Annotated in this window: 29 protein-coding genes and 1 pseudogene; 14 read left to right on the forward strand and 16 right to left on the reverse strand. The window is 71.8% G+C overall.

Annotated features, from left to right (window positions below; translation table 11 throughout):
- The first annotated feature begins 117 nt into the window (after positions 1–117).
- Positions 118–564: a hypothetical protein gene (locus BBK82_RS26350; RefSeq protein ID WP_154697503.1), complete on the forward strand. Its 447-nt coding sequence runs from the start codon at positions 118–120 to the stop codon at positions 562–564.
- A 76-nt stretch (positions 565–640) separates the two neighbouring features.
- Here the strand turns inward: BBK82_RS26350 and BBK82_RS26355 are convergent, their stop codons facing one another.
- The 3 genes from BBK82_RS26355 to BBK82_RS26365 all read right to left on the reverse strand — a co-directional run bounded on the left by BBK82_RS26355 (position 641) and on the right by BBK82_RS26365 (position 4,548).
- A complete protein-coding gene (locus BBK82_RS26355) occupies positions 641–2,191 on the reverse strand; it encodes a tetratricopeptide repeat protein (RefSeq protein ID WP_154697504.1) in 1,551 nt (516 codons plus the stop codon).
- Between the two features lie 222 nt (positions 2,192–2,413).
- The gene (locus BBK82_RS56105; RefSeq protein ID WP_170067965.1) at positions 2,414–3,643 is read right to left on the reverse strand and encodes an AfsR/SARP family transcriptional regulator; all 1,230 of its coding nucleotides are present in this window, start codon (positions 3,641–3,643) and stop codon (positions 2,414–2,416) included.
- 71 nt (positions 3,644–3,714) lie between these two features.
- Positions 3,715–4,548, reverse strand: a complete 834-nt coding sequence (locus tag BBK82_RS26365; protein ID WP_065917418.1) for an alpha/beta fold hydrolase — start codon at positions 4,546–4,548, stop codon at positions 3,715–3,717.
- Between the two features lie 340 nt (positions 4,549–4,888).
- On the opposite strand from BBK82_RS26365, the gene BBK82_RS26370 reads away from it, so the two are divergent.
- The gene (locus tag BBK82_RS26370; RefSeq protein ID WP_065917419.1) at positions 4,889–5,782 is read left to right on the forward strand and encodes a cellulose binding domain-containing protein; all 894 of its coding nucleotides are present in this window, start codon (positions 4,889–4,891) and stop codon (positions 5,780–5,782) included.
- A gap of 24 nt (positions 5,783–5,806) precedes the next feature.
- Here BBK82_RS26370 and BBK82_RS52795 read toward each other — a convergent pair whose 3' ends face one another.
- Positions 5,807–5,944, reverse strand: coding sequence for a hypothetical protein (locus BBK82_RS52795; RefSeq protein ID WP_218920796.1), 138 nt, complete (start codon positions 5,942–5,944; stop codon positions 5,807–5,809).
- 179 nt (positions 5,945–6,123) lie between these two features.
- On the opposite strand from BBK82_RS52795, the pseudogene BBK82_RS52800 reads away from it, so the two are divergent.
- Both BBK82_RS52800 and BBK82_RS52805 read left to right on the forward strand, forming a co-directional pair.
- Positions 6,124–6,309: pseudogene (locus BBK82_RS52800) on the forward strand (MFS transporter); the annotation flags it as partial.
- Positions 6,310–6,316: 7 nt separating this feature from the next.
- Complete coding sequence (locus BBK82_RS52805) at positions 6,317–6,481, forward strand: hypothetical protein (RefSeq protein ID WP_170067837.1); 165 nt, start codon at positions 6,317–6,319, stop codon at positions 6,479–6,481.
- Here the strand turns inward: BBK82_RS52805 and BBK82_RS26375 are convergent.
- The gene (locus tag BBK82_RS26375; protein ID WP_065917420.1) at positions 6,478–7,224 is read right to left on the reverse strand and encodes an aminoglycoside phosphotransferase family protein; all 747 of its coding nucleotides are present in this window, start codon (positions 7,222–7,224) and stop codon (positions 6,478–6,480) included. The two genes, BBK82_RS52805 and BBK82_RS26375, sit on opposite strands and share 4 nt — an antisense overlap.
- 32 nt (positions 7,225–7,256) lie before the next feature.
- Between BBK82_RS26375 and BBK82_RS26380 the strand changes: the two genes are divergently transcribed.
- Positions 7,257–8,288: a hypothetical protein gene (locus BBK82_RS26380; protein WP_065917421.1), complete on the forward strand. Its 1,032-nt coding sequence runs from the start codon at positions 7,257–7,259 to the stop codon at positions 8,286–8,288.
- Here the strand turns inward: BBK82_RS26380 and BBK82_RS26385 are convergent.
- Positions 8,260–8,751, reverse strand: coding sequence for a hypothetical protein (locus BBK82_RS26385; protein WP_154697505.1), 492 nt, complete (start codon positions 8,749–8,751; stop codon positions 8,260–8,262). The genes BBK82_RS26380 and BBK82_RS26385 overlap by 29 nt on opposite strands.
- A gap of 61 nt (positions 8,752–8,812) precedes the next feature.
- Here BBK82_RS26385 and BBK82_RS50545 point away from each other — a divergent pair, with 61 nt between their 5' ends.
- A complete protein-coding gene (locus BBK82_RS50545) occupies positions 8,813–8,983 on the forward strand; it encodes a S26 family signal peptidase (protein WP_154697506.1) in 171 nt (56 codons plus the stop codon).
- A 54-nt stretch (positions 8,984–9,037) separates the two neighbouring features.
- On the forward strand, positions 9,038–9,166 hold the full coding sequence (locus BBK82_RS55835) for a hypothetical protein (RefSeq protein WP_257785389.1): 129 nt from the start codon (positions 9,038–9,040) through the stop codon (positions 9,164–9,166).
- On the opposite strand, the gene BBK82_RS26390 is transcribed toward BBK82_RS55835, so the two are convergent.
- A complete protein-coding gene (locus tag BBK82_RS26390; RefSeq protein ID WP_065921358.1) occupies positions 9,156–10,514 on the reverse strand; it encodes an IucA/IucC family protein in 1,359 nt (452 codons plus the stop codon). The two genes, BBK82_RS55835 and BBK82_RS26390, sit on opposite strands and share 11 nt — an antisense overlap.
- A gap of 17 nt (positions 10,515–10,531) precedes the next feature.
- Here BBK82_RS26390 and BBK82_RS26395 point away from each other — a divergent pair, with 17 nt between their 5' ends.
- The 3 genes from BBK82_RS26395 (at position 10,532) to BBK82_RS26405 (ending at position 14,076) form a co-directional block, all read left to right on the forward strand.
- Entirely contained in the window at positions 10,532–11,998 is a 1,467-nt protein-coding gene (locus tag BBK82_RS26395) for an IucA/IucC family C-terminal-domain containing protein (RefSeq protein WP_065917423.1), read from the forward strand.
- A gap of 76 nt (positions 11,999–12,074) precedes the next feature.
- Positions 12,075–13,424, forward strand: coding sequence for a TrkH family potassium uptake protein (locus tag BBK82_RS26400; RefSeq protein WP_335617977.1), 1,350 nt, complete (start codon positions 12,075–12,077; stop codon positions 13,422–13,424).
- Positions 13,414–14,076 carry a potassium channel family protein gene (locus BBK82_RS26405; RefSeq protein ID WP_065917424.1) on the forward strand — a complete coding sequence of 221 codons (663 nt, stop codon included), beginning with the start codon at positions 13,414–13,416 and terminating at the stop codon, positions 14,074–14,076. The genes BBK82_RS26400 and BBK82_RS26405 overlap by 11 nt, the downstream gene beginning before the upstream one ends.
- Here BBK82_RS26405 and BBK82_RS26410 read toward each other — a convergent pair whose 3' ends face one another.
- The 8 genes from BBK82_RS26410 to BBK82_RS56365 all read right to left on the reverse strand — a co-directional run bounded on the left by BBK82_RS26410 (position 14,077) and on the right by BBK82_RS56365 (position 17,125).
- A complete protein-coding gene (locus BBK82_RS26410) occupies positions 14,077–14,616 on the reverse strand; it encodes a hypothetical protein (protein WP_065917425.1) in 540 nt (179 codons plus the stop codon).
- On the reverse strand, positions 14,613–15,131 hold the full coding sequence (locus BBK82_RS26415) for a DUF6286 domain-containing protein (RefSeq protein ID WP_065917426.1): 519 nt from the start codon (positions 15,129–15,131) through the stop codon (positions 14,613–14,615). The genes BBK82_RS26410 and BBK82_RS26415 overlap by 4 nt, the downstream gene beginning before the upstream one ends.
- Positions 15,128–15,448 carry an Asp23/Gls24 family envelope stress response protein gene (locus BBK82_RS26420; RefSeq protein ID WP_065917427.1) on the reverse strand — a complete coding sequence of 107 codons (321 nt, stop codon included), beginning with the start codon at positions 15,446–15,448 and terminating at the stop codon, positions 15,128–15,130. The genes BBK82_RS26415 and BBK82_RS26420 overlap by 4 nt, the downstream gene beginning before the upstream one ends.
- Before the next feature lie 4 nt (positions 15,449–15,452).
- A complete protein-coding gene (locus BBK82_RS51745) occupies positions 15,453–15,629 on the reverse strand; it encodes a hypothetical protein (RefSeq protein ID WP_093600157.1) in 177 nt (58 codons plus the stop codon).
- 68 nt (positions 15,630–15,697) lie between these two features.
- Positions 15,698–16,153 (reverse strand): Asp23/Gls24 family envelope stress response protein, encoded by a 456-nt coding sequence (locus BBK82_RS26425; protein WP_065917428.1) that lies wholly within the window; start codon positions 16,151–16,153, stop codon positions 15,698–15,700.
- 80 nt (positions 16,154–16,233) lie between these two features.
- Entirely contained in the window at positions 16,234–16,521 is a 288-nt protein-coding gene (locus BBK82_RS26430) for a hypothetical protein (RefSeq protein WP_083268160.1), read from the reverse strand.
- A complete protein-coding gene (locus BBK82_RS26435) occupies positions 16,515–16,871 on the reverse strand; it encodes an Asp23/Gls24 family envelope stress response protein (RefSeq protein ID WP_154697507.1) in 357 nt (118 codons plus the stop codon). Before BBK82_RS26435 ends, BBK82_RS26430 begins: the two co-directional genes overlap by 7 nt.
- A 5-nt stretch (positions 16,872–16,876) precedes the next feature.
- Positions 16,877–17,125, reverse strand: coding sequence for a hypothetical protein (locus BBK82_RS56365; RefSeq protein ID WP_335617978.1), 249 nt, complete (start codon positions 17,123–17,125; stop codon positions 16,877–16,879).
- A 14-nt stretch (positions 17,126–17,139) separates the two neighbouring features.
- Here BBK82_RS56365 and BBK82_RS56370 point away from each other — a divergent pair, with 14 nt between their 5' ends.
- The gene (locus tag BBK82_RS56370) at positions 17,140–17,406 is read left to right on the forward strand and encodes a hypothetical protein (protein ID WP_335617979.1); all 267 of its coding nucleotides are present in this window, start codon (positions 17,140–17,142) and stop codon (positions 17,404–17,406) included.
- A gap of 7 nt (positions 17,407–17,413) precedes the next feature.
- On the opposite strand, the gene BBK82_RS51750 is transcribed toward BBK82_RS56370, so the two are convergent.
- The gene (locus BBK82_RS51750; RefSeq protein WP_065917430.1) at positions 17,414–17,968 is read right to left on the reverse strand and encodes an RNA polymerase sigma factor; all 555 of its coding nucleotides are present in this window, start codon (positions 17,966–17,968) and stop codon (positions 17,414–17,416) included.
- Positions 17,969–18,217: 249 nt separating this feature from the next.
- Between BBK82_RS51750 and BBK82_RS51755 the strand changes: the two genes are divergently transcribed.
- From BBK82_RS51755 to BBK82_RS26460, 3 genes are all read left to right on the forward strand, one after another.
- Positions 18,218–19,414 carry a mannosyltransferase gene (locus BBK82_RS51755; protein ID WP_065917431.1) on the forward strand — a complete coding sequence of 399 codons (1,197 nt, stop codon included), beginning with the start codon at positions 18,218–18,220 and terminating at the stop codon, positions 19,412–19,414.
- On the forward strand, positions 19,392–20,618 hold the full coding sequence (locus BBK82_RS26455) for a glycosyltransferase 87 family protein (protein ID WP_065917432.1): 1,227 nt from the start codon (positions 19,392–19,394) through the stop codon (positions 20,616–20,618). The genes BBK82_RS51755 and BBK82_RS26455 overlap by 23 nt, the downstream gene beginning before the upstream one ends.
- Positions 20,619–20,679: 61 nt before the next feature.
- Positions 20,680–21,216: a hypothetical protein gene (locus BBK82_RS26460; RefSeq protein ID WP_065921361.1), complete on the forward strand. Its 537-nt coding sequence runs from the start codon at positions 20,680–20,682 to the stop codon at positions 21,214–21,216.
- Positions 21,217–21,221: the final 5 nt, after the last annotated feature.

Consider the following 21,221-nt stretch of genomic DNA (forward strand, 5'->3'; position numbering starts at 1 on the left):
CGGTCCCACTCGTGAGGGTCCTTCGCGGCTTGTTCGGCTTCAAGGTTTTGCGCAAGGTTTTGGGCACGGTCCCCGGACCAGGCTGTGCGGCGCAAGCAACCTTGAAGGGGGACGAACGTGAAGATCTCTTCTGCTCTGGCGGCCGTGCTGTTCGCGGCCACCACGTCGCTCGCGCTGGTGGGAACCGCGAGCGCGGCCGACGAGAAGCCGGCACCCGTCTACACCGGTGCCGCCGACACCAACGAGTCCGGCGTCGGCGTCATGGCGTGCACCGGGCACGCGCACAGCAACAAGGACACGCGGACGGGCCCGTTCTTCGACGGCAGCAACGTCAACATCCGCCGCGGGCCGCACACCGCGTGCAGGTCCGACGGTCAGGGCCAGCTCTCGCACACCGTCGACTACCACTGCTTCGGCACGGGTGACTCGGTGACTCGCAACGGTGTCACGTACACCACGTGGACCTACCTGCGGGACGTCACGACCGGGGTGCAGGGCTGGGTCAGCGACGCCTTCCTCGACCTCAACCCCAACGGGTTCCGGGGCAGCCTGGTGTCGTGCTGATCGTCCGCGCCTCTGGCGCGCAGGTCCGGTTCCCGCGGCCGCTGGACCGGTGCGCGTTCCTGAGCCGCACCCGGTTCTAGAGGCGCCTGAGCTGGGCCAGCAACGCCGTGGTGGCGGCGTGGCCGAGGCGGTGACCGGTGGCGAGGTGGACTCCCAGTGCCTCCTCGCCGCTGGCCACGGCGGCGTCGACGGCACCGGTCGCGGCCCTGGCGTGCGCCAGAGCTGTGAGAGCGCGGCCACGGAGTACCCGGAAACCCGCCTCAGCGGCCAGTGAGACGGCCTGCGCGGCCAGGCCGGGGTCGGGACGGCCGAGCGCCACCACCGCGGCGCTCAGCTCGACCAGGGACTCCACCTCGCCGCGCCGGTAGCCGTCGGCGCGCGCCAGGTCGAGGGCGTGCCGGTGGCGTTCGGCGGCTGGCGAAGCGGCACCACCGGCGGTCGACGAGGCCAGCGCGTTCTGGGCGTCAAGTTCGGCGCCGCGGCTGTCGGTGTCGCGGGCCAGGTCGAGTGCCTGGGCCGCGTGCACCGCGGCCTGGTCGTGCTGCCCCAGAGCGCACTGGACCAGCGCGAGGTGTGCCAGCGTCGCCGCCTGCAGGCCGCGCGCGCCGAGGTCCATGCGCAGCACCGCGCTGCAGAACGCGGCGGAGTGGGAGAGCTCGCCGAGGTCGAAGGAGATCCGGCCGAGCAGGCTGAGGTCGACCGCCTCACCGAGCGTCGAGGCGTGCGCGCGGTGGATGACGAGCGCGCGTTGACAGTGGCGTTCCGCGAGACGCAGGTGGCCCATCTCGTAGTGGACGTTGCCGAGGTTGCCCAGCACCTCGGCCTCCCTGACCTCCGCGCCGATCGACCTGACCACGGCGAGGGCCCGCGCGTGGCAGACGGCGGCGTCGCGCAGCCGGCCGCGGTGGCGGTGGATGATGCCGAGGTTGCCGAGCGCGGCGGCCTGCGCCTCGTGCCAGCGGCTCCGCTCGCTGAGCCGGCGCGCCTGCTCGAAGTGCCCGGCGGCGAGCGCGTAGTGGCTCAGGCTGAGCCGGGCGGTGGCGATCCCGTGGTGCATCGCGGTCTGCGCGCGGAGATCACCGTCCACAACGGACGCACGCAGCCCCTCGCGCAACGCGTCGAGCCAGTCGTCGTGGTACTTGCGCAACCAGAAGTAGCCGCGCAGCGCGTCCGCCAGCCGCCACGCCGTGGGACCTCCGGCGGTGTGGATCAGCGCGATCAGGTTGTGCCGCTCGGTCTCCAGCCACTCCAACGCCTCCGCGCGGCCGCTCAGCTCGGCGCGCACCTCCGGCCGCGGCAGGTGCAGCATCGCCGGGTTCACCAGGTCGACCGCGGCGTATGCGGTGTGCAGGTACCAGTCGGCCAGGCGTTCCAGCGCCTGCTCGTCCGCACCGAGCTGGCGGGCGTACAGCCGCAGCAGGTCGTGCATCGCGAACCGGTCCGGTGCGGTCTGCTCGACCAGGTGCGCCGACCTGAGCACGTCCAGCAACCTCCGTGCGGCCGGCACGTCCACCCCGGCCAGCGCGGCGGCGGCCGCCGCGCTGTGGTCGGGTCCGGGATGGCGGCCCAGCAACCGGAACAACCGCGCGGCCGGCTGCGGCAACGCCCGGTAGGACCACGAGAACACGCAGTGCACCGCGGAAGCGGGTCGCCGGGCACGTCCAGCGCGCCGAGGCCGTCCTGGCTGTCCAGTCCGCACCAGGTCGGCGAGGCCCGCCGCCGTTCCGCCGCCACCCGCAACGCCAGCGGCAGCCCGCGCACCGCGCGACCAGCTCGGCCGCCGCCGGGCTCGGCGTCCACCCGGTCCGCGCGAGCACCCGCCGCAGCAGCTCCAGCGCCTCCGGTTCGGTCAGGCACCCCAGCGTGACCCGGTGCGCGCCGTCGCGGGCCACCAGCCGGCCAGGTCGTCGCGGCTCGTCACCAGCACGACGCACCCGTGCCGCCCCGGCAGCAACGGCCGCACCTGCTCGGCCGACCGCGCGTTGTCCAGCAGCACCACCATCCGCCGCCCGGCCAGCGTGGACCGGTAGAGCGCGGCCCGCTCGTCCACGTCGACCGGAATCCGCTCCACCCCGAGCGCGCGCAGAAACCCTTCCAGCGCAGCGGAAGCGGTCATCGGTTCGGCCGTGTCGTACCCGCGCAGGTTCACGTACAGCTGCCCGTCGGGGAACTCGTCGCCGTGCAGGTGCGCCCAGTGCACGATGAGCGCGGACTTTCCGACCCCGCCGGTGCCCACGACCACCGACACCGCGCGACCGAGCTCCCGCAACGCCTCCGCGCGCCCGACGAAGTGCGGCACACCGCCGGGCACCTGCGCGGGCGGCCGTTCCGCCGCCGGAGGAGCGACCTCGGGTGCCTGCCGCAGCAACGCCGTGTGCAGCCGCTGCACCTCCGGCACCGGGTCGACGCCGAGCGCGTCGGCCAGCCGGTCGCGCAAGCCCTGGTAGGCGGCCAGCGCCTCGGCCTGCCGCCCCGACCGGTACAGCGCGAGCATGAACTGCCCGGCCAGCCGCTCGTCCAGCGGGTGCTCCCGCACCGCCGCGGCCAGCTCAGTCGCCAGCTCGCCGTGCAGCCCCAGCTCCAGCCGCAGGTCGACCCGGTCCAGCTCGACGCCGAACCGCTCCTCGGCCAGGTCCTCCCGCACGCTGTCGAGCCACGGCGTCCCCATCCCGGCGAACGCCTCACCCCGCCACAGCGCCACGGCCTCGTCGAGCAACGCGAGCCGCGCCGCCCCGCTCTCCGCCCGCCCGCGCGCGACCAGCCGGTGGAACCGGTGCAGGTCAACGGTTTCCGGGTCGACGTTCAGCACGTACCCGCCGGAGCGGCGCGCGATCTCCACGTCCAGCCCGCGAAACGCCTGCCGCAGCCGGGAGAGGTACGCGTACAACGTGTCACGCCCCTGCCGCGGCACCGCGTCGCCCCACGCCCGGTCCAGCAGCTGGTCCGCCGACACCACCTGGTTCGCGTCGATGAGCAACGCGGCCAGCACACACCGTCTTCTGCCGTGCCCGAGCTCGACGGCCTGGTCCCCGTTCCAGGCCCCGACAGCTCCGAGCAGGCGGAACTCGACTCCCCCCACCGAGAAGGGATAGCACGCCGGGGGAGCGGTCGTGGCCGACTTGCATGTTCCTTCCCTCAACAGGACCAGTGCTAGGCGTGGGAGCGGACGTCCCGGCTGTGGACCGATTCCACGCGCTGGTGGAACTCCGCGATGTGCCGCCACATCGCCACCGGGTTCGAGTACATCGGGAAGTGACCGCTGTGCGGGATCTCCGCGAGCTCCACCCCGTACGCGTCGAGTCCCGGCAGATACGGCAACGCCGCGTATTCCTCGCCGTACAGGAACATCCGCGGACACGGCAGTGCCAGGAACTTCGACATCAGCTCGCCGTGGTCGGAAAGCTCCACCATGGACGCGAGGATGCCGTGTGCCGCGCCGCGCCGGACCTTGTGCGGCAGGCTCGCCGCGTACAGCTCGTTCGCGTAGTGCGGGGCGCGGCGGACGGCGTCGGTGAACGCGGCGAAGAAGTCGCGATGGCCGGTGATCGCGGGCCGGGACAGGAAGCAGTCCTGCGGGGTGAGGTTGCCCTGGATGTTGACGAAGCTCAGCACCCGGCCCGGCAGGCGGTGGGCGAGCAGCAGCCCGGCGACGCCGCCCATCGAGTGGCCGACGAGGTGGAACCGGCTGGTGCCCAGGTCGTCGAGGACGGCGCGGGTGGTGTCCACGAGGAACGCGATGTCGACCGCGGCGAGGTCCGCGCACTCGCTGGCACCGCAACCGGGTGCGTCGAAGGCGAGGACCGGGCGGCCGGCGAAGGCGGGGCGCAGTACGACATCCGTGTAGTCCTCTTTGGTGCCACCGAGACCGTGCAGGAACACGACGGGGGCGAGCCGACCGGTGCGGCGGACCGCGGCGATCTTGAGGTTCACGCCGTTCACGCGCAGTCTGAGCAACTCGTGGACGGTGTCGTGCTGCGATGCCATGGCGGCCTTCCCCGGACGCAGGTGCGCTCTGCGAACCGGGCGACAGCATGGCATTCACTGTGAGCGCTCACAAGTAGTTGAACTGTTTATCATCTCGGCTCGTATCCCGGTATGTTGCCGGGAACACCGCAGAGCCCCTGCCGAGCGGAGCGGCCTCCGCTCGGCAGGGCCTTGTCCCTGTCGCGCAAGGAGAAAGATGTGAACGTGAACATGATCTGTTCGCTTGCGCGGGAGCCGTGATCGGTTCGTTGCTGGACGGGGTTCGCGAGTCTCGCGAAGATGGCCGTCGAAACGCTCACCCCCTGCTTCCCCCGACACGACCGTGGACCGCCACCCGCCGATGACCAGACCCCTGACGGCCGTGCTGCTCGCGCTGGTGCTGACCGCGTGCGGCAGCGGTGAGCCGACCCCGCAGCCGAGCCCGACCCGTCCCGTGCTGAAGCCGCCGACGCTGATCTCCGACGCACCGGAGGAAGTTCCGCAGGTGGTGCGCTCGGTGCCGGACCCGATCACCGTGGAGATGGCCGACGGCAAGAGGTTCCGGATCGCCCTGCTCGCCCCGCCCGCGGAGTGCTGGGCGCCGCAGGCGCTGGCGTTCGCGCGCACCACGTTGCTGGTGCGGCCGGTCAGGCTCAGCAGCGTCACGCCCGGCGAGGCCAGCCTGCTCCTCGAAGACGGCACCGACTACGCGTTGCTCGCCATCCGCGAGGGCGTGCTGCGGGCCCAGGGCGCCGACGTCGGCAAGTACACCGACGCGGAAATGGCTGCGGCACAGGCGGACCGCGGGCTGTGGGGACCGCCGTGCGAGGGCCTGGACAACCCGCGGACGACGACGAAGGCGGTCGCGTCGACGCCGGTCACGACCACGCCACCACCTCCACCTCCGGCCGGGCCCACACCGCCACCGCCGCCGCGGCCGTGCGCCGTGGACTACCGGATCACCGCGCGGTGGGAGGGCGGGTTCACCGCCGACGTGACCCTGCGCAACACCAGCGCCTCCCCGGTCAACGGCTGGACGGTGGGCTGGACGTTCGGCAGGGACCAGGCGGTGACTCAGATGTGGCGGGCCAAGCTGTTGCGCGGCACCGGATCGGTGCGCGCGATGAACGAGGACTACACCGCCGAGATCGCGCCGGGCGGCTCGGTGACCTTCGGGTTCAACGGCAGCTTCCGCGGCGCCAACCCGGAACCGTCCGCGTTCACGCTCAACGGCAGCGCCTGCGCGGTGCAGTGACCCGACCCGTCCACAACGGACACATCATCGCGCCGGGTGGACCGGTGCCTGCCAGAGCCCGGCGAGGGCGTCGATCAAGCCGACGCCGTGCTCGGCGAACGGCCGTTCCGCCGCCGTCAGGATCGCCTCCCGGGTCGCGGTCACGCGCTCGGCCTTGTTCATGATCACCATCGCACCGGTAGTCCCTCGGGCCCACGACGGGCCCTCCGCTCGACGCAGATCTTCCCCTGCGTCCCGCGGCCGAACGCCGGAGGTGCGATCCTAAGTCAATCAGCTGACCAAAGGTGGCCGATGACTGCTCGCCCACCGTCCTGGTGGCCGTGCTCGCGCTCGGCGGCATCATGGTCTCGCTCATGCAGACCCTGGTGATCCCGTTGCTGCCGGCGCTGCCCGCACTGCCCCTCCCGTCGCCCGGCGACACGGCGTGGGTGGTGAGCGCGACACTGCTGGTGAGCGCGGTGGCGACGCCGGTGGTCGGCCGGCTCGGCGACATGTACGGCAAGCGGCGGATGTTGCTGGTCAGCCTGGTGCGTGGTGGCCGTGGACTCCAGCGCGGTGGCCGGGCCGGTTCTCGCCCACCAGGCGAACCCAGGCGGGTTCCGGCTGGTCATGGGCCTCGGTGCGGTGGCCGCCCTCGCCGCGGTGGCCGTGGCGGCGGCGATCCCGAGCAGGCAGCCGGTCACGTCACCCGTGCCCTAACCGAGCAGACCGGTGAACGAGGTGCGGATGTACTCGATGTCGCGCAGGTACAACCGGTCGTGGCCGTCCGCGATGTGGCTCGCGAACGCCGCGTTGCCCGCGTCCGCCTGCGCGTGCATGAACTCGACGAGCGCGGTGAGCCGGTCCGCTACGGCTTCGGCGAGGTTTGAGCGGTCTTCCAGTCCATAGGCGTCGCAGAACCGCGCCGCCCTGGCGGCCTGCTGCTCGACCGTGCCGAACCCGTCGCCGTTGTCCGGGTGGGTGAGGGGTGCCCAGCGGTACAACGCGTACGCCACGTCCCACCGCCGCGGCGCCGGGTGGGCGGTGTCGAAGTCGATCATCGCGACGGCCGTGTCCCCGTCCAGCACGCAGTTGTACGGCGCGAAGTCGCCGTGGCAGACCACCTCGGCCGGTTCCCGCGCCGGCAGCATCCAGTCGCCGGAGCGACCGAAGCCGACAGTCGCGTCGTGGTAGGACCGCAGCAGCCGGGCGGCGCTGACGAGCGCCTCCTCCGACCGCGCGGCGGGGGAGAGCGGGTAGTTGCTGACATCACCGGGGAAGAACGTGAGGACCTCGCGGCCCTCCTCGTCGATGCCGTGGAAGTCGGGCGCACCGGTGAAACCCTTTGCGCGAACGTGCCGCAGCAGCCCGTGCACGAGCGGTGACCACGCACCCGTCGGCCGGCGCACGGTGTCACCGGTGCGATAGACCTCGTTGATTCCGCCGCCTGTGAGAAGTTCCATCAACCCTCCCGCCGCATGACACCATCTCGCCCATGCCTGCACAGTGGCTCGAGGTCCGTGCCCACCTGCTCGAACACCGGCACGCCTTCGCGGTCAAGGCCGCCGCGGAGTACCCGGACGTGCCGAAGGTGGCAGGAACGCCGCTGCTCACCGCCGCCCACTGGATGCCGGCGGAACCGGTCCCGCTGCACGATCTCACGCTGGAGCTGGCCAGGGCCACCGATTTCCGGCTCGTGAGCAGCGGTCTGCCGGAGGGCTTCCGCTGCTACTCCGAGGCGATGGCGGCACTCGCGGCGCCCGCGGTGTTTGAGAACCGGCCGACGTACCGGCTGCTCGAATTCGCCGGGAGGCACCTGAAGTTCGGCATCGGGTCCTACTTCGACGGGATCGACGTGGGGGAGGCGTGCGCGCACGAGTACGCGGCGCGCGAGCTCGGGAAGACCGACTCGGTGCCGATGCGGGACGCCGTGGGCGATCCGTGCGACCCGGCGCGGCGGCCGGTGAACGTCGCGATCAGCACGCTGACGATCCGGCACGACCGGGCGAGCGGGCGCTCGACGTTCTTCCTGCACTGGCGCGACCCGCGCAAGGTCGGGCATGCGGGCGGGATGTACCAGGTGCTGCCGGTCGGGGTCTTCCAGTCCGCCACCGACGTCGTGAACGACTTCTCCCTGTGGCACTGCATGGTCCGCGAGTTCGCGGAGGAGCTGCTCGGCGCGCCGGAGGAGTACACCGGGCCGGTCGACTACGCCGGCTGGCCGTTCGCGCGCCGGATGGCCGAGGCCCGCGTGTCCTACCTCGGGATGGGCGTCGACCCGTTGACGTTCGCGACGGACATGCTGACCGTCGCGGTGTTCGAGGCGGAGCTCTTCGACGAGCTGTTCGGTGACCTGGTGTCGCACAACGACGAGGGCCGCGTGCTGGCCGGGCTCGACTTCACCGCCGAGAACGTCGAGCGGTTCGTGCACGACGAACCGACGCAGGCGGCGGGCGCGGCGCTGCTGGCGCTCGCGTGGCAGCACCGCGAGCAGCTGCTCAGCCCACCGCCGTCCACTCGCGACTGAGCTCGGCGGCGAACAACCGCATCAGGCCCGGCAGCCGGTACGTCTCGCCGTCACCCCACTCGGCGAGCCCGAGGTCGACCAGCCGGTCCAGCGCCGCCTCCGCCTCCAGCACGCCGACGCCGAGGCCCACCGCCGCCGTGGTGACGTCGCACAGCTCGTGCCGGCCCAGCACCCGGAACGCCGCGGCCACCAGCGGGTCGCCGACGTCCGCGAACGCCGCCGCGTAGGCCGCGCGGACCGACTCGCCGCCGTAGCTGAGCTCGGTGAGCCTGCGCTTCTCCGGTTCGAGCCTGCGCGCCAGCCACGCGAGCGGCCGCCACGGGCGGTGGGCGAGGAGCGTGCCCGCGATGCGCAGGGCCAGCGGGACGCCGTGGCAGAGGCGGACGATCCTGGCCGCCGCCGGTGGGTCGGCCTCGACCCGTTCCGCACCGGCCAGCCGGATCAACAGCTCGAAACCGTCCACTTCGGACAACGGACCGAGGCCGACGTGCGCGGCCCCGTCCAGCAGCAGCGGGGACCGGCTGGTGACCAGGACCGCGCACGGTCCGGCGGCGGGCACGAGGTCGCGCACCTGGGCCGGGTGGCTGCTGGTGCTGGGGGACAACCTGGCGCGCAGCAAGGACTCCCGGCTGCTCGGGTGCATCCCGGACACCGACCTGCTCGGTGTGGTGCTGCGGCCGATCGGGCAGGGGTGAGGCGCGGTGCTGGGTGCGGTGGTCCTGTGTAGACTCGTGTTGCTGGTGTCGGCGGTGAGCAAGGTGCGGTCGCGGGCGGACTACGCGGAGTTCGTGGCCTCGGTGCTGGCGGCCGTGCTCGGGGTGGTCGGCGCGGTGGTGGTGCTGCGGTTCGACGACGTGGCCGAGCTGGTCAGCTCTTGAACGGGTTCGGCAGGTGGGCCCACTGCTTGGTCGCCGGGTCGAGTCGCATCAGCGTGAGCGGTTTCGCCGGGATCGGGTCGTGCAGCAGCGCGTGCCGGTCGGGTGTGTCCGGCAGTGTTCCGGCGATGACCTGCCAGAGCTCTGCTGTTGGTGCTTCGAGGGTGGTGACCAGGCCGGTCAGCGTGGTCGCGAAGAACGTGGCGAACGTCTTGGCGCGCAGGGCCTCCTGGTCGGCGTGCAGGCGGTCGGGGAGGTCGGGGCGCGGGCTGACCCGGATGTCGGCGAGGTCGCGGTAGACCAGTCTCGTGGGTCGGCCGTTCGTCAGCCCGACCAGCAGGTTCTGCTCGTGCGCCTCCAGCGCCACGCCCCTGGCGAGCAGGGTCATGATCGGCGGCACGGCCAGTTCGGCGAACTCGGTGAGCCACTGCACCGGGTCACCGAGGTGGCAGATCGGCGGCTTCGCGCCGTCGACCGGCCTGGCCGTGAGGGCGGCGAGCGGCAGCAGCGTCTCGTTCGGGCGGATCGCCGGTTTGTCGCGCAGGATCACGCCCAGCTCACGGTCCGGCTCACCGTTCGTGCGCACGGCGGCGGAGGCCCGGTTGCGCTGCAGCTCGATGCCTTCGACGGTGCGTTCCAGGAAGTCCGAGACCGTCGTGGCGGTTGTGATCGAGCTCGCCGAGATGTCCCGCACGGCCGAGGTGATCTGCGCGCTGAGCGTCGTCTTCACGTGCCACGCGCCGGCCGACAACGTCCGCAGGGCCATCAACGGGCTCGCGTCGAGCGTGCCGATCGAGTGAACTTCCTTACGTGTCGCCTGCCACGGGTGCACCGGGAGCAGGAGCGTCCGGCCGTCTCTGAGCTCCTCCGGCCAGTCGCCGAACACCACGTGGTCGTCGGCCGGGTGGAGCCTCAGCGCTGTCCTTGGCCGATGTTCCGGGCCATAGTCGAGGTGGTCCTGAGCCGTGAACCCGGTCCGGTTGCGGCAACACGGGTGCAACGGGTGCCCGTCCACGACGCTCTGCTCGTGCTCCTCCAGCGTGCGGTCCAGAAACGGCGTGGCCAGCGGTTTCGCCGTCCGCGCCAACGCCAGCCCCGCCACGCTGTGCGCGACCTCCCGAGCCAGCCGCTCACTGTTCGGCCACTGCCGGACCACGTCGGCCGGATGCCCGTCCGTGCGCTCGACCGCAGGCAACGGCTCGACGTCGACCGCCCGCCTCACCCGCTGGAGCACCGCCTCCCGCGCAGCCGGCAACGCGGCGAGGAACCGCTCGGCCCGCTCACCCTCCAGCGCGGCGGCGAATTCCGTCTCGACCTGCGTTTGCGTGAGAATGACGTGATCCTGACACATCGCCAGAGGGAACACAGGTGGAAGCGAACTCCGACCCCGACGGCATCACCGCGACCGCGCTGCTGAACTGCCTGCGCCGCGAGGTCGCCGAGGTGACCACCACCGCCGACCACCTGCTGCTGAAGCTCCCGCACACCGGCGCCCTCCTGCGCGCCCGCACCGGCCGCTGGCCCTCGTCCCCCGAACTCCTCGCCGGCACCTGGCACCCCATCACCTGGCACGAACTGGCCGTCCTCATCGTCAAGGAGCTCGGCACGGCCCCCGTCGGCTTCCTCGACGAGATCGCCGCCTCCCACTCCGCCATCGCCGCCATCCTCGCCACCCGCGGTGCCCCGCCGAATGATGCGTACCAGCGCTCCGAACAGGCCCTGATCGCCGGCCACCGCTACCACCCGGCCCCCAAGAGCCGCGGCTCCCTGCCCGCCTCCGCCTGGCTCCCGTACGCCCCGGAAACGCACGCTGCCTTCCGGTTGGCGGTGCTGCACGGCGACTTCGTGGACGCGGGCGACGTGGCCCTGCCCGCCGGCTCGTTGCCCGCCCACCCGCTGCAGCTCTCGTTGCTGGGCCTGTCCGGGGACGCTGACGGCCCGCTGGTCTGGCCGACCTCCTCGGTCCGCACGGTCTACGACCCGGCAGCCGACCTGTTCTACAAGTTCAGCCTCGACATCCAGATCACCAACGACATCCGCCGGCTCTGGACCTACGACCTCCACTGGATCCCACCACTCGCGCAGGTGCTGAGGCCGGTGTTCGCCGACATCGCCGCCACCTACCCCGGCACCGCCTTCCTGCTGGACCGCGGCTACCGCACCTCGCCGTCGTGCTTCGAGGGCCTGGCCGTGGTCGTCCGCGACGGCATCCGCCGGCACACCTGGCCAGGCGTCACCCCACTGCTGGCCGCGGGGATCGCCGAGGGTTTCCCCGGCAACCCGCTCGACGCTCTCGTCGACCCGGCTGCCTGGTTCCGCGCGTACGTGTCGGCTGTCGCGCCGCCGGTGCTGCACGCCTTCTTCGCCCACGGCGTGGTGATGGAGAGCCACATGCAGAACGTGCTGGTGGGTGTGGATTCCGCTGGTATGCCCGTGCAGGCGTTCTACCGGGATCACGAGGGCATGCGGTTGCTGCCGTCGCACACCTCGCTGTTGTCCTCAGTGGACGGGGACCTGGCCGGGGCGCGCGGGGTGTCCGAGGCGAAGGGGTGGGAGCGGCTGCAGTACTGCCTGATCGTGAACCACCTGATGGAGATCGCGGGGGCGGTGCACGCTCGCCATCCCGGAGTGGACCTCTGGGGGGAGGCTCGGGCGGTGTTCGCCGCGTATGCCGAGGAGCACGGGTCGCCGCCGTTGTTGAGGGCGTTGCTGGAGAGCAGTCCGTCGGTGCCGGCGAAGGCGAACCTGCTGTTGAGGTGGACGAGGGCGGAAGGCGCTGCCAGCCGTTACGTCGACTGCCCGAACCCGCTGAGGAGCACGCCGGCGCCGTCGTGAGGCCGCAGGCCACGCCTCGCCACCCCGTTTGCCGGGTTCGTCCACGTTCCACATCGGCCTCACCTAGGCTTGCGCGGTGATCTCCGGCCCGGCCATGTCCGGCTGGCGGCACCCCGCCCGCCTCGTCGTCCTCGCCTTCCTGGCCGCCACCGCCGCCGGGACGGCCCTGTTCATGCTCCCCGTCGCCGCCGAGCCCGGCCGCTCAACGGGCCTGTTGACCGCCCTGTTCACCGCTGTCTCCGGCATCACCGGCACCGGTCTGGCCGTGGTGGACACCGGTGCGCACTGGTCGACGTTCGGCGAGGTCGTGCTGCTGGTGCTGTGCCAGATCGGCGGCTTCGGCATCATGACGATGGCCTCGGTGCTGGCGTTGCTGGTGTCGCACCGGCTCGGGTTGCACATGCAGCTCACCGTCAAGACCGAGACGAACACCCTCAACCTCGGGCATGTCCGCCGGGTCATCGCGGGTGTGGTCACGATCAGCCTGGCAGTCGAGGCGATCGGCGCCGCGGTGCTCGCGACGAGGTTCTGGCTGGGCTATGACATGACCCTGGGCAGGGCGCTGTACGAAGGCGTCTTCCACGCCGTGTCGGCGTTCAACAGCGTCGGGCTCGCGCTCTACCCGGACAACCTCATGCGGTTCGCGACGGACCCGTGGATCTGCCTGCCGGTCGTGGCGGTGGCGGTCACGGGCGGGCTCGGGTTTCCCGTGCTGTTCGAGATCCTGCGCGGCAGGAGCAGGCGCAGGGGCCGGTGGTCGTTGCACACCAAGATCACGGTGCCCGTCTACCTGGGGCTGATCGCGGTCGGCACGCTGGTGGTGCTGACGGTCGAGTGGAGCAAGGCCGGCACGCTCGGGCCGTACGGGGTGGGGGAGAAGCTCCTCATCGGGCTCTTCCACGGTGCCATGCCGGGGACGGCCGGGTTCAACACCATCGACATCGCGCAGCTGCAGCCGGCGACGATGCTGGTGCACGACGTGCTGATGTTCATCGGCGGTGGCAGTGCGGGGACGACGGGTGGCATCAAGGTCACCACGTTCGCGCTGATCGCCTTCGTGCTGCTGGCCGAGGTGCGGGCCGAGCCGAGTGTGCACGTCATGGGGCGCAAGATCAGCGCCGAGGTGCAGCGGCAGGCGGTCACGGTGGCGTTGCTCGGGGTCGGTGTCGTGATGACGGCGACGATGATCTTGCTGGCCACCACGCAGTTCCGGCTCGACGACGTGCTGTTCGAGACCACCTCCGCGTTCGGCGGGGTGGGGATGTCCACCGGCATCACGGCCAAGCTGCCGCCGGTGGCCCAGTTGGTCATCATCGTGCTGATGTTCATCGGCAGGGTCGGGTCGATCACCCTGGTGTCGGCCCTGGCGCTGCGGGAACGCCGGCGCCGCTACGAACTACCCGAGGAGCGACCCATTGTCGGATAGGCAGGCTTCCCGCGTCGTCGTGATCGGGCTGGGCCGATTCGGCAGCTCGCTCGCGCTGGAACTGATCGCCCAGGGCACCGAGGTCATGGTGGTCGACTCGGACCCGAAGCTGGTGCAGCGGTACGCCGACGACTTCACCCACGCCGTCGTCGCCGACAGCACCGACGCCGAGGTCATGCGGCAGCTCGGGGTCGACGAGTTCCAGCACGCGGTGGTGGGCATCGGCACGAACCTCGAGGCCAGCATCCTCACCGCGGTGGTGCTGGTCGACTTCGGCATCCAGACGATCTGGGCCAAGGCGATCAGCCACGAGCACCGCCGGATCCTCGAACGCATCGGTGTCCACCGGGTCGTGCTGCCCGAGCACGAGATGGGTGAACGCGTGGCGCACATGGTCACCGGGCGGGTGCTGGACTACATCGAGTTCGAGGACGACTACGCGATGATCAAGACGCGCGCGCCGGAGGAGGCGGTCGGGCACGCGCTCGGTAAGAGCAAGCTGCGCGCCAAGTACGGCGTCACCGTCGTCGGTGTCAAGCGCTCCGGTGAGGGCTTCACCTACGCCACCACCGACACCGTGGTCGAACGCGGCGACGTGCTCATCATCGCCGGCAAGACCGCGGACGTCGAACGGCTGGCCGACAAGACCTGATCAGGAGACCCGCGCGCCGGAAGCGGACGTGGCGAGCCGGAACTCGACGGTCGCCACGAGCTCCGGCGACTCCAGCGCCTCCCGCAACCGCGGAACACCCTCGGAGTCGATGCGCCGACGGATCTCTCGCACGTCCGCGTCCCCGTGCGCCCGCACGACCAGTGCGAGCCGGGGCGCTGTATGCGGCCCGGTCAGCGCGGCCTCCACCTTGCGCACGCCCGGATACCCGCTGATCTCCTCTGCCAGCGGTGCGGTCGCGACCGACGTGGACATCCGCGTCGAGCCGTTGTCACCGCTCCACCGCCACGTCGCCGTCGGCGTGCGCGGCACCTGCGCCAGCAACCAGCGCAGGCACAGCAACGCCAGCACGACCGCGACGACAGCCGTCACCACGAGCACCCACGTAGGCGGCAGGTCCGCACCGGGCACCAGCGGAGCACCGGAGTCCAGCTGAGGGATCCGGCCGAGATGTGCCACCACGGCAGCACCTCCGGCGCCCAGCAACACCAGACCGCACAGGAACAACAGCACCCGGTTCACGACGCACCCCTGGAAGCCTTGACCCGCACCACGACCCGCGGCGTGCGGGCGAGCGCGATCTCCGAAAGCCGCTGCTGCACCGACTCGCGCACGACATCGGCCATCCCGTCGGTGTTCGTCCGCCGGGTGCGCACGGAGGCCTTCACCCGGCTGCGCGCCACCCGGACGGACGCCGACTCGACCCCGTCCACCCGCGCGGCCGCCCGGACCGCGTTGCGCAGGCCCCGCCGCGAGATCGACGTGCGCTCGTCCAGCGGGGCCGTCCGCGCCCGCCCCGGCACGACCGAGACCAGCACCAGCAGCAGCCCGACCGCCGCCACCACAGCGCCGAAGATCAGCACTTCCCTGGCGGCCCACGACGTCTCGTGCAGCGTTCCGGCGACAGCCGAATACGACACGAGCGGCGTCTCGCCCAACGCCAGCTGGATCGCGCACACGGCCACCAGCACGCACACACCCAACAACAGCAGGGAAACGCACACCGCCGGCAACGACCGGCGCGACCTGCGGGTCATCGCACCCTCCTGGTCACCTCGGCCGCCGTCCGCAGCTCCGCCACGGAAACGTCGACAACGGACACCGCCAGCCCGGTGAGCGCGCCGACCCGTTCCGCCAGGTGCGCGCGGACGGCGGCGGTCGTCGTCGCCACCGGCGTGGGGTAGTGCAGGTCCAGCCGCACGTCCAACGCGGCGACCCCGCCGGTGACGTGCGCACTGGCGGTGGCGCCCGCGACACCGGCGACCTCGTGCGCCGCACGGGAGGCGATCCGGCCGACAGCGCGGTCGGCCACCGTGGTGAGGCCGCGCGCGGGCGCGGCGAGCGTGGTCGTCATCGGCTCAGTCCCTGTCCCTGCCGAGCAGCTGGGCCAGGTCCAGCTTGCCCTCGGCCACCCGGCCCGCGACCAGGCCGAGCGCGCCGAACACCAGCACGAGCAGGAAGGCGCTGAAGCCCCCGAACGCCGCCGCGAGGCCCAGAGCCAGCCCCGTCAGCAGTCCCAGTGCGGTTGTGCTCACTGCGAATCTCCTTTGCCACGAAGGGGAACCCGCCGCCCCACCCCCGACGACGAGGCGGCGGGTCAGGCTCACTGGACTCGGCTGCCGTTGCTCTCCGGCTCGGCGCCGTCGTCGTCAGCCGGGATGTGCACGTCGTTGACGTTGATGTTCACCTCGACCACCTCGAGGCCGGTGATCTGCTCGATCGCCGCGATCACGTTGCCGCGCACCGACTTCGCGAGGTCCGCGATCGGCACGCCGTAGTCCACGACGAGCTCCAGGTCGACCGCGGCCTGCCGCTCGCCGACCTCGACCGACACACCCTGACCGGCACTCGCGGTCGCACCGGGGATCCGGTCGCGCAACGCGCTCAGCGCCCGCGTCGCACCGCCGCCGAGCGCGTGCACGCCCTTGATCTCCCGCGCCGCGAGCCCGGCGACCTTCTGCACCACCACTTCCGAGATGGTGGTCGCACCCCGGTCGGTGACGAGCTTGTTGTTGCCGTTGCCCGCAACGCTGTTCTTGTCCGCGGTCTGCGTGGTCATCGTCGTTCCTTCCTTCGAAGTACCGTCCACACCTTCAAAGACACGGCCGATCCGGAAAGGTCACGGCCTGATCGGGTGACTCAAGACGCGTTCAGCGCATCTCTGTCCACATCGGTCACCACAAGTCTCAACCGAGCTGATTCCCACTGCGTGCCAACGAGAACGGTCCGCAGCACCGCACCCGCCTCGGTGAGCAGCGCGGGCAACGGCAAGCGAGTCGCCACCACCCGCACGCACACCACGTCGTCGGCCACGTCCACCGCGAGCCCGTCCACGTCCCACGGCACGCGCACCGACAGCACCGGCGTCGAGGGCCGCAGCCCGTCGACCTTCCGCAGCGCCTTGAGCAGTTCCTCCACGATCAGCACGCGACGTCCACCACCGTCACCAGCACCGATCCGACCTCGACCCCGGTGAGCTCCGGCACCGCCGCGCGCACCGACCGCTGCACCGCCCGCGCCACCGCGGCGGCCTGGTCGTCACCCGAGATCACCACGTCCACCTCCAGCAGCACGGCCGCACCCGCGTACCGCAGCCTGACCCCTTCGACCGGCGCCGGGTTCAGCCCTTTCACGTGCTGGCGCGCGCTGCGCACCACCGAGCTGACCAGCGCGGCCACGCCCGGCTGCACGTGCACGCCGGGCACGCGTTCCGCCGCGTGCACCGCCACCGCGGCCACCACCGGCGCCGCCACGACCGTTTCGAGAGTTTCGAGCACCCCGGTCACCCTTCGAGCACGTCGGACACGACGAGGTCGAGCCGCGCCAGCCGCACGCCGATGCGTGCCGACGCGGCCGCGACCACCCGCTCCCGCACCACGTCGAACGTCTCCGCCGTCGTCCGTCCCACCGCGATCGCGATGCTGAGCTCCACCTCGATCACCGGGTCCGCCTCGGTCGACTCCACCGCCTCGCTGACCCGGCAGCCGCGGGCCCGCACCCCGTCCACGCCGTCCGCCGCGAACCGCAGCACCGCCGCGACCGCCCGTGCTGATCCGCGCCGGGTCCGCGCCGCTGTTCGGCAACGGCACGGCCTCGCCGCGCCGCGCGTCCGCCCGCACCGCCGACATCACCCTGCTGACCAGGTCGGACGGCGGCTCGACGCGGTCGCGCGCCATCTCCTCCGTCGCCGCCCGCAGCACCAGCAGGCTCTCCCGCACCGCCGCGCAGTGCGGGCACCGCCGGGTGTGCTCGTCGGCGGTCTCGATCGCCTCCCAGACCTGCTCCACGTCCCGCCCGCACGGCAGGGCGTAGTCCGCCGTCACCTCCACGGCGCCATCACCTCCGCGAGTTGTGCCCGCGCTCGCGCGAGCCTTCCGCGCACCGCCTGCTGCGTCGCGCCGATCGCCTCCGCGATCTCGTCGTACGACCTCCCGTGCACCTCCCGCAGCACCCAGCACGCGCGCTGCTCCGGCGTGAGCCCGCGCAACGCCACGGCCAGCGCGTCCATCTGCGCACTCACCTCCACCGCCCGCTCCGGCCGTTCCCGCGGCGCCACCGACGGCTGGTCGTCGAGCTCGACGACGGCCACCGGCCTGCGCTGCCGCAGCACGTTCAAGCACCGGTTCGTGGCAGTGCGGTAGAGCCACCCCACGAACGCCCCGTCGTCCTTGAGCTGCCCCAACCGGCGCCACGTGGTGAGGAACACGTCCTGCACCACGTCCTCCGCGTCGCCCGCGCTGCCCACCACCCGCAGCGCCAGCCGGTACATCTGCCCCTGGTAGCGGCGCACCAACTGCTCGTAGGCACGCATGTCGCCGTCACGGGAACGCGCCACCAACGTGGCATCGTCGAGTGCGGCCGCCTCGACGCTCATGGCCTGCTCCCACCTGTTCGTCCGTGTCCACTCCCTTTGGACACCTTCGGTCGCGGAACGTCACGCGGTTGGCCGAGCAGGGGTGAAACCACCGGTTCGTGCGACCGGCACGACCCGAGGAGGCGAAGAAGGCGGTCGCGGCTTCGACCCGTACACCGAGGCCCGCCGTCTGCCTCTTGGCACCGTCCACTCCACCCTGGTACTTCATCTGGGCGCCGGCACCGGCGGGCGCCGGCACAGGAGGTACGGGTGAGTGAGCGGGTCCGCGTCGTCGAGGCACGGCTGCTGCGGTTCGCGCCGCTGGTGCTGGGCCTGTCGCTGGCCGGCTACGCCTGGCGGCTGACGTTCCCCGAGAGCTGGGGGATGATCGACCTCAAGGTGTACTGGAGCCTCGCGCCGAACATCCTCACCGACCGGCTCTACACGGTGACCATGCCGTTCACGGCGGACTTCCCGCTGCCGTTCACCTACCCGCCGTTCGGGGCGGTGGTGTTCCTGCCGCTGTCGGCGCTGCCGTGGGTCGCGGCGCAGGTCGTCTGGCAGCTGCTGTCGCTGGTGTGCCTGTGGTGGATCGTGCGGACGGCGCTGGGGCTGCTGGCTCGCCGGGTCGGGTACGACCCGCGGCGGGCGCTGCTGTGGACCGGGCTCGCGCTGTGGTGCGAGCCGGTGCGCAAGACCCTCGACTTCGGCCAGATCAACCTCGTGCTGGTCGCCTTCGTGTTCGCGGCGGTGGTGACCGTGCGCAACTCCGTGGCGGGCCTCGGGGTCGGGATCGGCGCCGGGCTGAAGCTGACTCCCGCGATCTCCGGGCTGTACTTCCTCGCGACCCGCCGGTGGACCGCGGCGGCGTGGTCGTTCGCGGGCTTCCTGCTGACCGTGGCGCTGGGGTTCGCCGTGTCCGCCCCGGACTCCTGGCGCTACTGGTTCCACCTGCTCGGCGCGGCCGACCGGGTCGGGCCGGTGGGGTCGGCGATCAACCAGTCGCTGCGCGGCGCGTTGTCCCGGTCCTTCGGCTACGACGTCGAGATGTCGTGGCCGTGGTTGCTCGCGGTGGCCGTGTCGGGTGTGCTGGCGTTCCTCGCCCTGCGCTCGGCCGTGCGCGCGTCGGACACGCTTGCCGCCGTGCTCGCCGTGCAGCTGTTCGGCCTGCTCGTGTCGCCGATCTCGTGGAGCCACCACTGGCTGTGGGTGATCCCGGTGGTGCTGTGGCTCGTCCACGGCCCTCGTCCGGTCCTCGCGCTGCCGTGGGTCGTCGTGACCGGCGCGGACCTGGTCACGTTCCTCGTCAACCAGCAACCCTCGATCTGGGAGATCCCCAGACCCTGGCCGCTCGCCGCGCTCGGCTGGGCCTACCCGGCGCTCGGCCTGCTCACCCTCGCCGCCACCCCGCGGCTGCTCAGGACGACCTCGGAGGCGGACCGCCGTGCGCGCACTCGCGAAGCTTGACCGGCGCCTGCTCGCCGCCGCCCCGTGGCTGCTGGCGGTGTCCGTGCTCGCGCGCACCTGGACGCTCGTCACCGGCTTCGGCAACGAGTCGATCGACCTGTACGTGTACTGGGCGCTGGCCCCGCACGTGCTCGACGGCGACCTCTACCGGGTGACGTCACCGCACTCGCCGCCCGACTTCCCGCTGCCCTTCACCTACCCGCCCTTCGGCGCGCTGGTGTTCCTGCCGCTGACCTGGCTGTTCTGGGGCGCGGCGCAGTGGGTCTTCCGGCTGCTGTCGGTGCTGTGCCTGCACTGGCTGGTGCGGGTGGCGCTGCGGTCGGTCGCCCCGCGGTGGTCGCCGGAGTGGGAGCGGCGTTCGCTGCTGTGGACCGCGGCGCTGCTGTGGACGATGCCGGTGTTCCACACGTTCGAGTTCGGCCAGGTCAACCTGGTGCTGGCGGCGTGCGTGCTGGCGGCGTTGCTGGCGCGGGGCTCGCGGGCGGCCGGGATCGGGATCGGCCTGGCGGCCGGCGTGAAGCTCGTGCCGGCGATCTCCGGGCTGTACTTCCTCGCGACGCGCCGGTGGGCGGCGGCGTTGTGGTCGCTGGGGGCGTTCGCCGCCTCGGTCGGGCTCGGGTTCCTGGTGAACTTCTCGCAGGCCGAGCAGTACTGGTTCACGTTGCTGGGCGACCCCGGCCGGGTGGGTCCGGTGGCGACCGCGCACAACCAGTCGTTGCGCGGCGCGTTGTCCCGGTCGCTGGGCTACGACGTGCAGATGTCGTGGCCGTGGATCGTCGCGGGCGTGGTGGCTCTCGTGGTGGCGTTGTTCGCGTTACGTGCGGCGGTGCGTGCGGGTGATGCGTTGATCGGTGTGCTGTCGGTGCAGTTCCTGGGGTTGCTGCTGTCGCCGATCTCCTGGGACCACCACTGGGTCTGGGTGGCGCCGCTGCTGGTCTGGCTGGTGCACGCGCGGGTGGTGCCGTGGGCGCGGATCTCGTTGCTGGTGCTGTGGGTTCCGGTGATGTGCTGGGACGTCATCGCGTTCCAGCTGAGCAGGCAGCCGACGATCTGGACGATCTCGCGGCCGGGCTGGCTGTCGTTGATCGGGTGGACGTACCCGGCGCTGGCGTTGCTGACGCTGGTCGTGGTCGCTGTTGCCGTGCGGAAGCCGCGGGTGGTCGACCCGGTACGGGCACCGGAGCTGGTGCCCGCGACGGGGTGAACGGCGTCAGGTCAGCCAGCTTCCAGACCGGGTGATCGAGGCTCCGGGTACGGTGTCGATCGTGGTGCAAGTCGTCATCCAACCCTCCTACGGGACTCCCGAGGCCCGCCGGCACTGGGCGGACACGCTGACGCGAACGGTCCCGTTCCGGGAAGCGGGACTGGACGCGACGGACCTGGCCGAGCTGACCGACGCACACCCGAGCGGCCGGGCCCGGTTCTGGGGTGCCACGGCCCAGCACGACAGGCGGATGGACACCCTCGAGGCCGGTGCCGTCGTGCTCCTCACCGGCCGCAAGCACGTGCTGGCCATCGGCGAGGTCGGGCACTCGTTCCGCGACCCGGCGTTCGCGCGGCACCTGTGGCGTCCCGATCCGGCGAGGTGCCTCTGGAGCAACGTCTACAGCTTCCGCCGGTACTGGCCGGCGCGCATCCCGTACGAGGAGATCTGGGCGCTGCCGGGGTTCACCACCGGCGACAACTTCATGGGACTGCGCTTCCTCAGCCCCGACAAGGCCGCCGTCGTGCTGGCACACACCGCGGCCGACCGCCGTGGCGCACCCGCCGCCGACGACGAGACCTGCCCCGTGGTGGTCTGACCGGC

It is taken from the genome of Lentzea guizhouensis, assembly GCF_001701025.1.
Taxonomy (GTDB): Bacteria; Actinomycetota; Actinomycetes; order Mycobacteriales; family Pseudonocardiaceae; genus Lentzea; species Lentzea guizhouensis.

Bases quoted from the DNA above. Each gene is read 5' to 3' on its own strand.
- BBK82_RS26365 (WP_065917418.1), bottom strand. From the start codon at position 4,548: ATGGCATCGCAGCACGACACCGTCCACGAGTTGCTCAGACTGCGCGTG.
- BBK82_RS26370 (WP_065917419.1), top strand. From the start codon at position 4,889: ATGACCAGACCCCTGACGGCCGTGCTGCTCGCGCTGGTGCTGACCGCG.
- BBK82_RS52795 (WP_218920796.1), bottom strand. From the start codon at position 5,944: ATGAACAAGGCCGAGCGCGTGACCGCGACCCGGGAGGCGATCCTGACG.
- BBK82_RS26375 (WP_065917420.1), bottom strand. From the start codon at position 7,224: ATGGAACTTCTCACAGGCGGCGGAATCAACGAGGTCTATCGCACCGGT.
- BBK82_RS26380 (WP_065917421.1), top strand. From the start codon at position 7,257: ATGCCTGCACAGTGGCTCGAGGTCCGTGCCCACCTGCTCGAACACCGG.
- BBK82_RS26390 (WP_065921358.1), bottom strand. From the start codon at position 10,514: ATGTGTCAGGATCACGTCATTCTCACGCAAACGCAGGTCGAGACGGAA.
- BBK82_RS26415 (WP_065917426.1), bottom strand. From the start codon at position 15,131: ATGACCCGCAGGTCGCGCCGGTCGTTGCCGGCGGTGTGCGTTTCCCTG.
- BBK82_RS26420 (WP_065917427.1), bottom strand. From the start codon at position 15,448: ATGACGACCACGCTCGCCGCGCCCGCGCGCGGCCTCACCACGGTGGCC.
- BBK82_RS26425 (WP_065917428.1), bottom strand. From the start codon at position 16,153: ATGACCACGCAGACCGCGGACAAGAACAGCGTTGCGGGCAACGGCAAC.
- BBK82_RS51750 (WP_065917430.1), bottom strand. From the start codon at position 17,968: ATGAGCGTCGAGGCGGCCGCACTCGACGATGCCACGTTGGTGGCGCGT.